11 protein-coding genes and 1 pseudogene are annotated in these 14,819 nt (G+C 61.9%); 8 read left to right on the top strand and 4 right to left on the bottom strand.

What is annotated here, in order from left to right:
• The 4 genes from ABT23_RS01300 to ABT23_RS01285 all read left to right on the top strand — a co-directional run bounded on the left by ABT23_RS01300 (position 1) and on the right by ABT23_RS01285 (position 5,716).
• Positions 1 to 843: a KilA-N domain-containing protein gene (locus ABT23_RS01300; protein ID WP_296630029.1), complete on the top strand. Its 843-nt coding sequence runs from the start codon at positions 1 to 3 to the stop codon at positions 841 to 843.
• 3 nt (positions 844 to 846) lie between these two features.
• Complete coding sequence (locus tag ABT23_RS01295) at positions 847 to 2,328, top strand: class I SAM-dependent DNA methyltransferase (protein ID WP_296630026.1); 1,482 nt, start codon at positions 847 to 849, stop codon at positions 2,326 to 2,328.
• Positions 2,325 to 4,622, top strand: coding sequence for a restriction endonuclease subunit S (locus tag ABT23_RS01290; protein ID WP_296630024.1), 2,298 nt, complete (start codon positions 2,325 to 2,327; stop codon positions 4,620 to 4,622). Before ABT23_RS01295 ends, ABT23_RS01290 begins: the two co-directional genes overlap by 4 nt.
• A gap of 350 nt (positions 4,623 to 4,972) precedes the next feature.
• Positions 4,973 to 5,716: a hypothetical protein gene (locus ABT23_RS01285; protein WP_296630021.1), complete on the top strand. Its 744-nt coding sequence runs from the start codon at positions 4,973 to 4,975 to the stop codon at positions 5,714 to 5,716.
• A gap of 209 nt (positions 5,717 to 5,925) precedes the next feature.
• On the opposite strand, the gene ABT23_RS01280 is transcribed toward ABT23_RS01285, so the two are convergent.
• The 4 genes and pseudogenes from ABT23_RS01280 to ABT23_RS01265 all read right to left on the bottom strand — a co-directional run bounded on the left by ABT23_RS01280 (position 5,926) and on the right by ABT23_RS01265 (position 8,993).
• Entirely contained in the window at positions 5,926 to 7,782 is a 1,857-nt protein-coding gene (locus ABT23_RS01280; RefSeq protein WP_296630018.1) for a hypothetical protein, read from the bottom strand.
• Positions 7,783 to 7,975: 193 nt separating this feature from the next.
• Positions 7,976 to 8,290: pseudogene (locus tag ABT23_RS01275) on the bottom strand (type II toxin-antitoxin system VapC family toxin); the annotation flags it as partial.
• A 104-nt stretch (positions 8,291 to 8,394) separates the two neighbouring features.
• On the bottom strand, positions 8,395 to 8,649 hold the full coding sequence (locus tag ABT23_RS01270) for a type II toxin-antitoxin system Phd/YefM family antitoxin (protein WP_296630014.1): 255 nt from the start codon (positions 8,647 to 8,649) through the stop codon (positions 8,395 to 8,397).
• An 89-nt stretch (positions 8,650 to 8,738) separates the two neighbouring features.
• Positions 8,739 to 8,993: a hypothetical protein gene (locus ABT23_RS01265; RefSeq protein ID WP_296630011.1), complete on the bottom strand. Its 255-nt coding sequence runs from the start codon at positions 8,991 to 8,993 to the stop codon at positions 8,739 to 8,741.
• A gap of 125 nt (positions 8,994 to 9,118) precedes the next feature.
• On the opposite strand from ABT23_RS01265, the gene lexA reads away from it, so the two are divergent.
• The 4 genes from lexA (at position 9,119) to ABT23_RS01245 (ending at position 14,798) form a co-directional block, all read left to right on the top strand.
• Complete coding sequence (gene lexA / locus ABT23_RS01260) at positions 9,119 to 9,721, top strand: transcriptional repressor LexA (RefSeq protein ID WP_296630008.1); 603 nt, start codon at positions 9,119 to 9,121, stop codon at positions 9,719 to 9,721.
• 209 nt (positions 9,722 to 9,930) lie between these two features.
• Entirely contained in the window at positions 9,931 to 10,767 is an 837-nt protein-coding gene (locus tag ABT23_RS01255) for a restriction endonuclease (RefSeq protein WP_296630002.1), read from the top strand.
• A 262-nt stretch (positions 10,768 to 11,029) separates the two neighbouring features.
• Positions 11,030 to 14,077: an EAL domain-containing protein gene (locus ABT23_RS01250; protein WP_296629996.1), complete on the top strand. Its 3,048-nt coding sequence runs from the start codon at positions 11,030 to 11,032 to the stop codon at positions 14,075 to 14,077.
• A gap of 103 nt (positions 14,078 to 14,180) precedes the next feature.
• Positions 14,181 to 14,798 carry a SagB/ThcOx family dehydrogenase gene (locus tag ABT23_RS01245; RefSeq protein WP_296629993.1) on the top strand — a complete coding sequence of 206 codons (618 nt, stop codon included), beginning with the start codon at positions 14,181 to 14,183 and terminating at the stop codon, positions 14,796 to 14,798.
• Positions 14,799 to 14,819: the final 21 nt, after the last annotated feature.

Raw genomic sequence — 14,819 nt, 5'->3', positions numbered from 1 at the left:
ATGACCAAGCCCAAGAAAACCACCATCGACGTCCGGGGAACGGACGTGACCGTTCTCAGCAGTCAGGAAGGGGATTTCATTTCCCTGACCGACATGCTCAAAGCCAAGGACGGGGACTTTTTCATTTCCGACTGGCTCAGAAACCGCAACACCGTCGAATTCCTCGGCATTTGGGAGTCGGTCCACAACCCCGTTTTTAATTACGGCGAATTCGCCATAATTAAAAGCCAGGCGGGCCTCAACAGCTACAAGCTCAGCGTAAAGGAGTGGACGGAGAAAACCGGGGCCATCGGCTTGAAGGCCAGCACGGGACGATACGGCGGCACCTACGCCCACAAGGACATCGCCTTTGAATTCGGCATGTGGATCAGCCCCGAATTCAAGATCTACTTGATCAAGGAATTCCAGCGCCTGAAGGACGACGAGAACCGCCGCCTTTCGCTGTCCTGGAACCTCAACCGCACCCTGTCCAAGCTCAACTACCGCATCCACACCGATGCCATCAAGGCCAACCTCATTCCCGCCGCCGTGACCCCGGCCCAGGCCGCCATCACCTACGCCACCGAGGCCGATCTGCTCAACGTGGCGCTGTTCGGCCAGACCGCCAAACAGTGGCGCGATGCCAACCCCAAGCTCGAAGGCAACATGCGCGAATACGCCAGCATCGAGCAGTTGCTCGTCCTCGCCAACATCGAAGCCATGAACGCCGAATTCATTCACATGGCCTTGCCCCAGGGCGAACGCCTCACCAAACTCAACGCCATCGCCATCCGGCAGATGCATGTTCTCACTGCTGGCAACGCCGCACAGTTGTTGCCAGCCCCTAGCAAGAAAACCAGATAAGCCATGCCCAACGTTTCAAACATCGTCAAATCCATTCAGGACATCATGCGCAAGGACGCCGGCACCTACGGCGACGCCCAGCGCCTGGAGCAACTCGGCTGGATGTTTTTCCTGAAGATTTTCGACGACCGCGAAAAGGAACTGGAACTCCTGCGCGATCACTACAAGTCGCCGCTGCCCCAGCACCTGCGCTGGTGCAACTGGGCCGCGGACGAGGAGGGCATCACCGGCGAACCCTTGCTCGCCTTTGTCAACGATACGCTGCTGCCCAAGCTGAAGACGCTGCCCGGCGGCGCCGACAAGATTGCCGTGCTGGTGCGCACCGCGTTCGACGATGCCAACAACTACATGAAGAACGGCACCCTGATGCGGCAGGTGATCAACAAAATCAACGGCATCGACTTCAATGCGTCCGATGACCGCCACATGTTCGGCGACATCTACGAAAAGATTCTCAAGGACCTGCAGTCCGCCGGCAACGCGGGCGAGTTCTACACCCCGCGCGCCGTCACCCAGTTCATCGTCGAGCAGGTGAACCCCAGCCTGAAAAAGCGCGAAACCATTCTCGATCCCGCCTGCGGCACCGGCGGCTTCCTCACCTGTGCTATCGAACATCTGCGCAAACAGGCCAAAACCGAGGCCGACGAGCAGTTCATCCAGGACTGCTTCCACGGCATCGAGAAAAAGCACCTGCCGCACGTGCTGTGCATGACCAACCTGCTGCTGCACGGCATCGACGTGCCGTCCAACGTGCGCCACGACAACACCCTGGCCCGGCCGTTGCGCGACTGGTCGCCCAAGGAACGCGTGGATGTCATCGTCACCAACCCGCCCTTTGGTGGCATGGAGGAAGACGGCATCGAGGCCAACTTCCCGTCCGAGTTCCGTACGCGCGAAACCGCCGACCTGTTCCTCGTGCTGATCATGAAACTGCTCAAGCCGGGCGGCCGCGCCGGCCTGGTGCTGCCCGACGGCACGCTGTTCGGCGAAGGCGTCAAAACCCGCATCAAGGAAGCCCTGCTCACCGAGTGCAACCTGCACACCATCGTGCGGCTGCCCAACGGCGTGTTCAACCCCTACACCGGCATCCGCACCAACCTGCTGTTCTTCACCAAGGGCCAGCCCACCACCGAGGTCTGGTACTACGAGCACCCCTATCCGGCCGGCGCCAAGTCCTACAACAAGGGCAAACCGATCCGCATCGAGGAATTCGAGCCGGAGCGCGCCTGGTGGGGCGATGAATCGAAGGGCTTCGCCGGCCGGGTGGAAAACGAACAGGCCTGGCGCGTGCCTATCGAGACCATCAAGGCCGGCAACTACAACCTGGACCTGAAGAACCCGCACCGCAGCGACGAAGGTCCCGGCGACGTCGATCACCTGCTGCCGGAATATGAGAAGCTGCTGGCGCAGATCGCGGAAACCCGCGCCGCACTGAAAAATGAACTGCACCACGCCCTGAGCAGCCGCGCCGGAACCGACGCATGAAGCTGGAGACGTTTTTCGAGAAATTCGAGCTGTTTGCGGATGCGCCGAATGCAGTGGCGAAGATGCGCGAGTTGGTGTTGCAGTTGGCTGTAACTGGCAAGTTGGTCGAGCAACGCGAGCGCGAGGGTTCTGCCAGCGATCTCATGCAAGAAATACGTGCTGAAAGAGCAGCGCTTGTTGCCGCACGCAAGATCAAAGCCCGGAAATCTGCACCTGTCTTAATAGATGAGCAGCCATTTGATATTCCGGCGGCCTGGCGATGGGCACGACTTTCAGATGTGGGTTACGAACTAGGTCAGAAGGTGCCAGATCGCCGTTTTACTTATATCGATGTAGGTAGCATTGATTCGGATAAGGGTCGTGTCAGTGAACGCGTCGAGACCTTGGAGCCGAATGAAGCGCCGTCACGAGCAAGAAAACAGGTGGCGAAGGGCACAGTCATTTACTCGACAGTTCGTCCGTATCTGCTGAACATCGCCATCGTCGAGCATGATTTTGAGCACGAACCCATTGCCAGTACGGCTTTCGGGATTCTGCATCCCTTCTTGGGGATCAATAACCGGTTTCTCTTCCACTGGCTTAGGAGTGCACCGTTCACCGCTTACGTTCAAGACGGTATGAAAGGCATGGCTTATCCGGCAATCAATGACGAAAAATTCTATAGCGGCTACATTCCGGTTCCCCCGAGCGCCGAGCAAAGGCGGATCGTGGCAAAGATGGATGAGTTGATGGCCTTGTGTGATCGGCTGGAGGCGCAGCAGCAGGAACGCGACACTTGCCACGCCGCGCTCGCCCGCGCGTCGCTTTCCCGCTTCGCCGAGGCCCCTACCCCGGCCAACCTCGACTGTCTTTTTCACAAGTCCTACCCCATCACCCCCGCCGACCTCCGCAAAACCATCCTCACCCTCGCGGTGCAGGGCAAGCTCGTTCCGCAAGACCCAAACGATGAATTGGCGACAGAACTTATCGCTCGCGTTGCAACGGAAAAACGTCGTCTGGTTCAGACCAAGGAAATCAAACCGGAAGCACCTTTGGATCCGATTTCGGACGAAGAAGTGTTTCCGATTCCTGACAGCTGGACTTGGCTTCGCGCGGGCGATCTTTGTCGACCCATTTCCTCGGGATCAACGCCAGACCAAAGCGTTTTCCATGCGTCTGAAGGCATCCCGTATCTGAAGGTTTACAACATTCGCAATCAGACCGTGGATTTTGACCACAAGCGTCAATTCATCGCCGTGAGTCATCACGAAGAGAAGATGAAGCGTTCAAGGCTGCTTCCCGGCGATGTGATCATGAACATTGTCGGCCCTCCGCTGGGGAAGGTTGCAATTGTTCCTGATAGCTTTTCCGAGTGGAACTGTAACCAAGCTATTTCATTCTTCCGTCCGATATTCTCAGAGTTTTCGCCATACCTTTACACGTTCCTGAAAGAGGGGTCGTTTCTTCAGAATATCCAACTCATCGGAACTGCAGGGCAGGACAACATATCGGTGACGAAGTGTAAGTACATTCCTGTCCCGGTTCCACCCCTAGCCGAACAACGCCGCATCGTCGCCAAGGTCGATCTACTCATGGCTTTGGTGGACTGGTTGGAAACTCAACTTTCCGAAGCCAAGGCAAAGAGCACCACACTGCTCGATGCCGTCATTCATGAGTTGCTGAATCCGACCGTCGAGATCATCGACCTTGCCAGTTACCGCGCTGCAGTCGGCTGCTACGCCATCAGCAAGATGCAAGGCAAGCGCTACTTCGGCCGAACCGCCGCGATGAAAGTGCTTTATCTGGCGCAGGCGCATGTGGGCCTGGAGCTTGGACTCAAGCCTATGCGTGAGGCTGCCGGCCCGTTCGATTCCTGGTTTTATCGCTTTGAAGAACAGGGCGAGCGGGAAGCATGGTTCAAGGTCGTCGATAGTACGACTGCCGGTGGCAAGAAAAAGATCGAATACCGGCCCGGCCGGGCGCTTGCGGAACAGTCCGCACAAGCAGAACGTGCATTTACCGCCGACCAGCGCAAGGAATTCGACCGGCTGCTCGCCTTGTTCTCGGACAGGACGACGGAAGAGGCGGAGATCATCGCCACCCTGTTTGCAGCTTGGAATGATTTTCTGATCGACGGCCATGAGCCAAGTGACGATGAAATCGTTCGCGAAGTGCGAGAGAACTGGCACGAGAAGAAGGGGCGATTTACACCTGTCCTTCTGCGTAAATGGCTAGGCTGGCTGCGCCAGAATGGTCTTATTCCCCGTGGCCGCTTGCCTCGCACGACTCATCAAACGCAGTTACTTCTGAATTGACGTTGGTGACGGCAATATGCTCGGATTAGGCGAAATCCTTGCTGGACTAAATATCCTAGACCGGCTCGGGAAGTTCGGGGGATGAGCGGGTCGATTAGGACGAGGCGAGCTACAGTTAAGCAGTTCAAGCGGCGGATCAATTCTTGGGGGAAGCGTGAAGACCACAGCCATTATCAACAAGAAAGTCATCAAGGCCGTTGAAACCTCCATGCGGATCGAAGGCTGCATGGCTTGATGCATCCAAGAAGACAAAGGCGCAGGCAAAAGCGCTGATGGAACAGCAGCGTGTCCAAGTATCAGTCCCGGAAAGTGACATCTACCTTCCCGGCCGACCACAACGAATTGAAACGATGAGCGCTTCGCGTGACCCCTACGCCCGAATTTTCCTGCTGAGCCACATGCGCGCCTACACCAGTCTGGCGGGGCACATCCTCGGCTCGCATCCGCAGATCAACGGCTATTACGAAATGCATCTCAGCTATGAGGATGCCGCCGCGCTGGACAGGCAGCTGGAGGCGTTCCGGCAGGACGAGGTGCCGAAGCCGGGGAGCCGCTACCTGTTCGACAAGCTGTTGCACAACGACTATGTGCTGACGCCCGGGCGGCTGGGCGTGGCCGAACTCAAGGTGTTGATCGCGCTGGCGGAGCCGGCGCACACGATCAGGAGCATCGTGCACCTGTTCCGGCAGAAGCCGGACCCGGACCTGTATGCCTCGCCGGTGGAGGCGGCGCGCTACTACGTCGATCGGGTGCGGGCGCTGGACGTCTTCTGCCAGACGAGCGCTTGGCCTTATTTCTATTTCGACGCGGAATTGCTGCAACGCGCGCCGGGGAAACTGTTGCCCCGGCTGACGGGCTGGCTCGCGCTGGATTCGCCCCTGAGCGAACGGTATGAGGTGTTCAGCCAGACGGGTAAGCCGCGCCGGGGGGACACGTCGGCGCGGGTGCGGAGCGGGAGCATCGACCGGACCCGAACGGATTATTCGGATGTCGTGATTCCCGAGGAGGTGCTGAGCCTGGCGCAGGCGGCCTACCGGGAATGCCGGGCGCGGATTGTTTCGAGGGCGGCGGATTCCGTCTGCCTCGGGAAATGATAAGGAAACGCCGGACAGTCCTTCGACAAGCTCAGGACGAACGGGCTGGGTGGGGGCGCCTTGGAGAGTTCGTTGGTGTGCTGAGTGTAGGTGCTGACCGTAGCAATCGTTCGTGGTGAGCCCTTCGACGCAGCTCAGGACAGGCCTGTCGAACCACGTTCAGGCATGTCAGGGTGTCCTTCAACCTCTCTTAGAACAGGCCTGTCGAATCAGAACAGGCTGTCCCAAGCCCCCCGCTCGGCGCGGTAGGCCATCAGGGCCTCGACGATCTGCCGCTTGCGTTCGGCGCGATGCGCGGCGGACTGGATCTGGCGCCAGGCCAGCGCCTGCTCGCCAAAATTGCGGTCGATGTTGTCGATGAAGGCACGCACCTGCCGCAGCGCCTGGGCGAGGGCGGGCGCATGCTCGGCAGCCTGCAGCCACCAATGGCCGGCGTGGAAAACGAGGTCGTCCAGCTGCCGGTTGCGCGCGGCGATGGCGTCGTGTTTCTGCTGGTAAAGCGCGAGCAGTTCGGTTTCCTTCTGCGCGACGACGGCGTCGATCGCGTCCTGGGCGAAGGGCCGGGTCACGTCGGCCTGCCTGACCAGCGCCTCGGTGGAAAACAGCATCAGGTCGCCGAAGAACTGGCGCTCGAATTCGTTGGAGACGTCCACGCTGGCCTCGCCCAGTTCCACGCCGGGGCGGAAGTCGTCTCCCGGGCCCGCCTCGGTGGTGCGGCGGTGCAGGTTGGGCATGTTGAAGGAGGCGAAGCGTTGCCCGATTTCGGCGGCGATGAGCCGTCCGGCGGTGGGGCCGGACATGCGCAGGCGCAGGTGGCCGAAGGGGATGACGTATTTCAGCCCGGCGTAGTTGACGATGTAGTTGCCGGGATAGACCGTGCGCGCAGGCGCAAGCTGCGCGAAGCCGCTGCCGTAGGCAAACCCGGTCTTGCGCGTGAGGTGCTCGCCGAAGAAGAAGGCGTTGAGCCGCCGGGCAAAGTCCGCGAGGCACGCGCTGTGGTCGTGCGCGCCGGCGAGGCGGCAGGCATAGGGAAAGGTCGCCGGCTGGTTGTCGAAGCCGAACAGCTTCGCCATGTCGTGATAGGCGGCGTCGCCCACCGGCTGCGCGGGCAGGTCGTGAAACTGGCAGGCCTGGTCGGCGGGCAGGGTGGCCAGGCGGGTGAAGAAGGCGATCACGTCATCGAGGAAATTCGCGGCCATCACCGCCGGCGACACGGGCGGGTCGCCCACCATCTTGCCGGTGAGCATGAGCGTGTCGGTGGTGCGAAAGATCTTGTCGATGGCGTGGAAGTAGTTCAGCGCGAAGACCGTCTCTTCGCCGGCGGCGGTCTGCCGGTTCACGCACAGCGACTGGTCGCTGTCGATCAGGTAGTAGAGCGTGTTGCGCCTGTCTGCGGTGAGCTGCAGGCACTTGAGGTAGCTGAGGTTGCGGTTGGCGGCCTGGCCCTTGAGCCAGAACCGGTCGCGCGGCTGGGTGGTGAGCAGCGTGCCCAGCCGTTCGCGCGTGGACGGCGGCAGGGCGTGCAGCAGGTCGTACTGTTCGGTGAGGCCGAAGTGAACGACCTGCAGGCCTTTCCGCCGGTATGCCTCGACCAGCTCGATATGGCGGCGGACGTTGGCTTCGTCGCGGCTGTCCTCGCTGACGACGACCTGGATCCTGTCCCATCGGCCGGACGTGTGGCCGCCGTAGTCGAACAGCGTGCACACCTGGTAGATGCTCTCCAGGCAGGCGCGCAGGTGCGACGGGCGATCCGCCACCGGGATGCTGAGGATGAAGCGGTGGCGATCGTCGGTATGGCCATGCTGGCCGCGCCGCCGGATCAGCGCCTCCTGTTCGCGGAACAGGGCCTGGTAGCTCGCCAGCAGCGGGTGGAAGTCCGCGCCGTCGGCCCACATGGCTTTTTCCAGCAAGGGATAGCTCTGTTCGTAGAGGTCGATCAGCGCATCGGCGTCACGGGTGGCGGCAAGACGCTTGCCGAGTTCGGCCAGGGTGGGAATCGCGCCGGAATAACGCGCGATGCAATCCTGCAGGGCCGGCGTGGCGGGCGTGAAGTCGGGGGACGACATGGAGCGGGAATGACGTTGGTGGAACGGTCGGTTCATCGGTACTGGGGCGACGCGACGCGGGCCCGCTGCGAGGCAGAAGTGTAATAGTACCTGCCTGCGCATCAAATCCGGGTGGATAGGGTGGAGTCAACAAGCGGGGGCGTCCTGGTCCCACCCCCGGAATAACAAGCGAGGGTAAATATCGATGCGCCGCTTACAGGGCCCAGGGATTGAATACCTGCGGAAGCAGGCTGAAATCCTGTACGTTGCGCGTGACTACGGTGAGGCCGTGGCACTGGGCGGTGGCCATGATCAGGCCATCCATCACCGGCAGGGGGCGCCTAGCCAGTTCGGACTGGGCGGCGAGTTGCGCCCAGCCGTGCAAGGCTGCGGCGTCGAGGGGCAGGATGCGGCCGGCGAAGCGCTGCTCCACCTTGCCCAGCCATGCGGTGAGTTTCTGGCTGCGGCGAGGGTCGGTGGTGCGCAGCTTGAGGATGCCCTTCTCGATTTCGCCCAGGGTGATGACGCTGAGATGGAGGCTGGTTTCGTCCTACTCGTCCAGCCAGGCGATGACCTGCGGCGCGGGCGATTTCCTGATGTATTCGGAGAGGGCGCAGGTGTCCAGCAGCCAGCTCATAGCTCGACGTTGCGACCGGTGTCCGGGCTGCGAGTGAAGTCCAGGTCCTTGCCTGCGAGGTCGGGCTGCAACAGCGCGGCGGAGAGCTTGCCCCGACGCGGGCGGGTGAGCTTTGCGTAGGCTTCCGCTGACACCACCACAGCCGTCGGCTTGCCGTGAACGGTGACGACCTGGGCGTTGCCGCTTGCGGCATCCTTGATGAGCTGGCTCAGGTTGTTTTTCGCTTCCTGCAATTGCCATTCGCTGTTCATGATGAACTCCTGCTTATTCTGGCTAGTCTAGCCAGAATATAGCGCGGTGCCGGCGAATTGACCATCTTCCGCTTCATTAGGCGATCGGCTCATGCCCGTATTCGCACCCGCTTCTCCACCGTCAGCACCTCGCCCGCCGCATCCACCACCGCATACAGCCGGGGCGTCGGGCGGCCGGCCCAGGACGGGCCGGGGGTGGGGCTGTCCAGGTAAATGACCTGCGCGCCGTCGAACTGTTTTTCGACCTGTCCGTTGGCGAGCAGGTCGTTCAGGGCGTCGATGGAAATCCCGCGCCGCTTCATGTGGCTGAAGGCGAGGGAGCTGATCTTTCCGAGTTTCATCATGAGGGTTCTCCTGCTTGCCTGCGCGGGTGCGGCCCGCGTATTGGCGTTTTACGGGTTCAGTCTTTATACTGTACAAGCATACAGTAACTATACTGTACATGCATACAGTATTTGGAGGAAGCCCCATGCGAGACCTGACCCGTCGCCAGGAAGAAATCCTGAACCTGATTCGTGAGTGGATGGAGACCACCGGCCTGCCGCCGACGCGTGCCGAGATCGCGCAGCACTTCGGTTTCAGCTCGCCGAACGCGGCCGAGCAGCATCTCAAGGGGCTGGCGAAGAAAGGCGTGCTGGATCTGGTGCCGGGAACGTCGCGCGGCATCCGGTTGAAGGGCGATGGCGGGGTGCCGCTCGTGGGCCAAGTGGCGGCGGGCAGCCCGATCCTGGCGCAGGAAAACATCGAGCGGCATTACCAGTTCGATGCCGCGATGTTCACTCCGCGCGCAGACTACCTGCTCAAGGTGCGCGGCATGAGCATGAAGGATGCCGGCATCCTGGACGGCGACCTGCTCGCGGTGCATCGCGACACCGAGCCCAAGGCGGGGCAGGTCGTGGTGGCGCGGATCGGCGACGAGGTCACGGTGAAGCGCTTCCAGAAGCGGGGCAACACGGTGCGGCTGCTGCCGGAAAATCCCGATTTCGAGCCGATCGTCGTCGACCTCACGCGCCAGGAACTGGTCATCGAAGGCATTGCGGTCGGCGTGATCCGCAACGGGCATGGCTTGTGATCGCGATCCATGGCGCGAACGGGGAAGGCGGTCTGTCGTCGTTCACGCCGTAGCCACCACGTCCGGTATACCAGGCTTGAATAAGCGCTGGTAATCTCTCGCACGACACAATAAAAATCGCTCGGTCCGGATGCGTTTCCGGGCCAGGAATACAGTCGGCGGATTCGCGCTGTAGGGATCCAGGGTCCGTTACACACCTAATAAAAATCATGGCGCGTCGCAAACAAAGCCCCGTTGAAGACCTGATCGAGATCACCGGCAAGCTCCCCTGGTGGGGGGGCGTGGCGCTCGCGTTGGTGACGTATGTCGGATTGCACAGCCTTGCGATCCGCGAAGTGACGGCGGTCGTCCCGCCCGGAAAGATGGGCGATTTCGTCAACCAGACTGTATTCAGGACGCTGGCCGGCGTGGGCCAGTATCTGCTGCCCGCCGTGTTCCTGGCGGGGGCGGGGCTGTCCGCCTATGGCCGCTACACGCGCCGCACCTTGCACCAGACGGTGGCCGCGAGTCCGGATCACGCCGCGCTGAACGACATGAGCTGGAAGAAGTTCGAGGCGCTGGTGGGCGAGGCGTTTCGGCGCAAGGGCTATTCGGTGACGGCGACGGGCGGCGATGGTCCCGATGGCGGGGTCGACCTGATCCTGAAGAAGGGCGGCGAGCTTTTCCTGGTGCAATGCAAACAGTGGCGGGCAATCCGCGTGGGCGTGAGCATCGTGCGCGAACTCTACGGGGTGATGGCGGCCCGAGGCGCGGCAGGCGGCTTCGTGGTGACCTCGGGCGTGTTCACCGACGAGGCCCTGGCGTTTGCCAAGGGCAAGAACATCGAGCTGATGGACGGCAAGGCACTGCACGCGCTGATCAGTGGCGTGACCGCGCCGCCCCGGTTCTTCCGGGACCCGCTCAGCATCACGACGAACGGCGCGCCGTTCTGCCCCGAATGCCAGAGCCGGATGGTGAAGCGCAAGGCCAAGCGGGGCAGCCGCGCGGGCCAGGTGTTCTGGGGCTGTATCCGCTATCCGGATTGCCGGGGCTCGCGGCCGCTCTGATCTCCCGGTTCCAGCGGGGCGCCGGGGTCCCCCATCCGATTGCCGGTCTTGCCGGCCCGCATCCCTGCCCGCCCGGGGAGATTCACAATTACCATGCTCATGGAATGGTTTGTCCGGTAATCTTGTGTCCGGCTGTGCGACGCGATAGCCGGATAGAGGCAGGACGTCTCCACAGGGACAAGAAAAAAGACACTGCGGGGAATTACGATGCGGATGAACATGGGTGGTGAGGAAGCGACCGCCTCGGGCGGAGGTTCCAGCGATGAATTGGGGTAACCGGGGCGGGCAGCCGCCTGTCCGCCTTGTGTTGTTCGCCGGCTTGAGCGGCCTGCTGGCCGGCGTTCTGGGCATCCGCTTTGCCCAGGATGTGCAGTGGGTACGTTTCTTCGACAATCTTCACTGGACGGCAGGTACGGTCACGGCAGCGATATTGGCCTGGATCGCGTTGCACAGGGTTCGTGCGGGAAGCGCCCGGGGCGTGCGATGGATTGCGGTTGGGCTGACGGGATACGCGGCCGGCCAGATGATCTGGGACCTGCAGGCGGCTGTCGGCTATTGGGGGTTTCCGTCGCCGTCCGATTTGTTCTATTTGTGGCTGGGGCCCTGTGTGGGAGTAGGGGTGCTGTTTGAGGCATTCCGCATGGCCAGCCGCGTCCAGCGCAAGACCCTGGTGCTGGATGGCGCAATGCTGGCCATTGCGGCCCTGACGTTGGTGTTGGTGCTGTATCTGCCCAAGCGCGGGGATACGACGTGGCTGGCCATGAGCGTGCTGGTGGCCTATCCGGTCAGCCTGTTTAGCGCCGCATGCATTGGCCTGATTGCGATCCCGACCTTGCGTTTGAAATTGTCCTGGAGCTACGGGCTGTTCCTGGTTTCCCTCGCCGCCACGGGGATCTGCTGGATGGTCTGGAACCTGATGGCGCTGGATGGTGCGACCCTCGACGGCGCCTGGTTCAACAGCCTGTTCTCCTTTTCAATAATGGGCATGGGGCTGGCGATGTTGTACTGGAAGGTCGAGCCTTCCCACAACACCACGCTGGAGCGTTGGTATGAAGGCTTCCTGCGCCTGTTGCCGCTGGCGGCCGTGGTGCTGTCCGGCGTGGCGGTCAAGCTGGCCGACCCGCATCTGGGCGTGCCCCGAACCGTCAGTAATGTCGTCGACGTCAATGCGTTCATCGTCGTCATGCTGGCGATGTTCAGGCAAAGCACGCTGCTGCGGGAGCACGATCTGCTGAAAACCGTCACCCGCAACCTGGAAGAAAGCGAACAGCAAAAGAACCTGATTCTGGGGACGGTTCCCGATCTCGTGTGGCTCAAAGATGCGGAGGGCCGCTTCCGGATGTGCAACGCCGCATTCGAACGCCTGTACGGTGCGCGCGAGTCGGACATCGTGGGCAAGACCGATTTCGATTTCGTGGACCCCGCTCTGGCGCGTTTTTTCCAGCAGAAGGACCGCGAAGCGATGACGGCTGGACAACCGGTCCGCAACGAGGAATGGGTGACTTTCGCCGCCGATGGATGCCGGGCCCTGCTCGAAACGGTGAAGACACCGTTGCGCGATCGGCATGGAAACGTACTCGGTGTGCTCGGTATCGCCCGCGACATCACCGAGCGCGAGCGCGCGAACCAGCAACTGGCCCTGGTGGATTTCGCCCTGAACCACGTGAAGGAAGCGGCCTATCTGGCCGACGAGCAGGGTTGCTTCCACTATGTGAACGACGAAGCGTGCAGGGCGCTCGGCAAGACGCGCGAGGCTCTGCTGGCATTGCGGGTGATCGATGTCGATGGCGACGTGACGCAACCGGAACAGTGGCAGGCTTTCTGGGGACAGCTCAAGGCGCACAGAACGATGACCTTCGAAAGCCGCCACACGGCTGCCGACGGCCGTTCGTTTCCGGTGGAAATCAATGCCAACTATTTCGAATACGCCGGGGAAGCCTATGTCCTGGGGCTGGTGCGCGACATCACCGAGCGCAAGGGGGTGGAGGAGCAGATCCGTAACCTGGCCTATTTCGACGCGCTCACCCGGCTGCCCAACCGGCGGCTGCTGATGGACCGGCTGGCCCAGGCACTGAGCGCCAGCCATCGCAGCGGCGAATTCGGCGCGTTGCTGATCCTGGACCTGGATCAGTTCAAGACCTTGAACGACACGCGGGGCCACGATGTCGGCGACCGCCTGCTGGTCGAAGTGGCCCAGCGGCTGATCATCCACATGCGCCAGGAGGATATCGTGTGCCGCCTGGGCGGCGACGAATTCGTGGTGGTGCTGGAAGGCCTGGGCCAGGATGCGCTATACGCGGCCAACCAGGCGGAAATCATCGCCGAGAAGGTGCGCTTCGAACTCAACCAGCCCTATACCATGGGTATCAACGAAGCACGATATCTGGGCACGACGAGCATCGGCCTGACCCTGTTCCAGGGGCAGAGCGCGTCGGTCGACATGCTGCTGAAGCAGGCCGACGTGGCGCTCTACCAGGCCAAGGGAGCGGGCCGCAATACGGCGCGATTCTTCAATCCGGCCATGCAGGCGGCCATCGATTCGCGCATGGAGACGGAGGCGGCGTTGCGCCAGGCGCTGGAGCGGGACGAATTCCAGCTCTACTACCAGCCGCAGGTCAACCAGGACGGCGAACTGATCGGTGCCGAGGCCCTGCTGCGCTGGTTTCCGTCCGGGCGCGAGATGGTCCCACCGGCCGAATTCATCCCGCTGGCCGAGGAGACCGGGCTCATCCTGTCCATCGGGCAGTGGGTCCTGGACACGGCCTGCGCCCAGATCAAGAACTGGGAACGCGATCCGCGTACACGGTTCCTGCAGATGGCGGTCAATGTCAGTGCGCGCCAGTTCCATCAGTCCGACTTCGTCGCCACGGTACAGCGCAGCCTGGCTGCGAGCGGCATCGATCCGTCCCGGCTCAAGCTTGAACTGACGGAGAGCGTGGTGCTCGACAACGTCGACATCGTGGTCAGCCAGATGCGACAGTTGAATGCGCTGGGCGTGAGTTTCTGTCTGGACGATTTCGGTACCGGCTACTCGTCCTTGTCCTATCTCAAGCGCCTGCCGCTCGATCAGGTGAAGATCGATCAATCCTTCGTCCGTGATGTGCCTGAGGACGAGAACGATGTGGCCATCGTACGGGCGATCATGGCCATGAGCCGGTCGCTGGGTTTGCAGGTGATTGCGGAAGGAGTGGAAACCCAGGCCCAGCGGGATTTCCTGCTGCAGAACGAGTGCCGGGCCTACCAGGGATTCCTGTTTTGCAGGCCGATCCCAATCGATGAATGGGAAGGCCTCGCCGTCATGCGGACATGAGGCGTCCGGACGCCTTGCTGTTTCGGCAGGTCGAACGGCATAAACGGTCTAGAGTGGAATAAGCGCCATACAGCAAGGACGCAATCACGACGAGGTGGGGACGATGAGCACGATGGAAGCGGGACAGGTACCGGAAACCGGCGCGATCAGGCTGCCCCCGCCCGAAAAGGTGGGCGGCATACCCTTGATGCAGGCATTGAAGGCGCGGCAGTCGGCGCGGGAGTTCGATGGCAGGGCGTTGCCGTTGCAGGTGCTGTCGAACCTGCTGTGGGCGGCGAACGGCGTGAACCGGGCGGGCACGGGGCAGCGCACGGCGCCGTCGGCACGCGATTGGCGCGAGACCGATGTGCTCGTGATCACCTCAGAGGGCGCGTATCGCTACGATCCGCCGACGCATGTCTTGTCCCGGATGGTGGCCGGCGATCTCCGGCCGCTGGCGGGTGTGCAGGATTTCGTGGCGACTGCGCCGCTGAACCTGGTGTACGTGGCGGACCTCGACCGGACGGGCGAGGCCAGCGCGGAAGAAGCGGCGTTCTATAGCGCAACCGATGCCGGTTTCATTGCCCAGAATGTGTATCTCTATTGCGCGTCGGCCGGCCTCGCCGGAGTGGTGCGCGGCCAGCTCGATCGCGCGGCGCTGGGCGCTGCCCTGGGGCTGGGCCCGCATCAGCGCATCACGCTTGCGCAAACGGTGGGGTATCCGGCCGGCAGCGATAAATAGCGAATCACGCGACCTTGCCCA

This window comes from Thiobacillus sp. SCN 63-57 (assembly GCF_001725555.1).
In the GTDB taxonomy this organism is placed as follows: domain Bacteria; phylum Pseudomonadota; class Gammaproteobacteria; order Burkholderiales; family Thiobacillaceae; genus Thiobacillus.
This window is presented reverse-complemented; position numbering and strand designations above follow the sequence as displayed.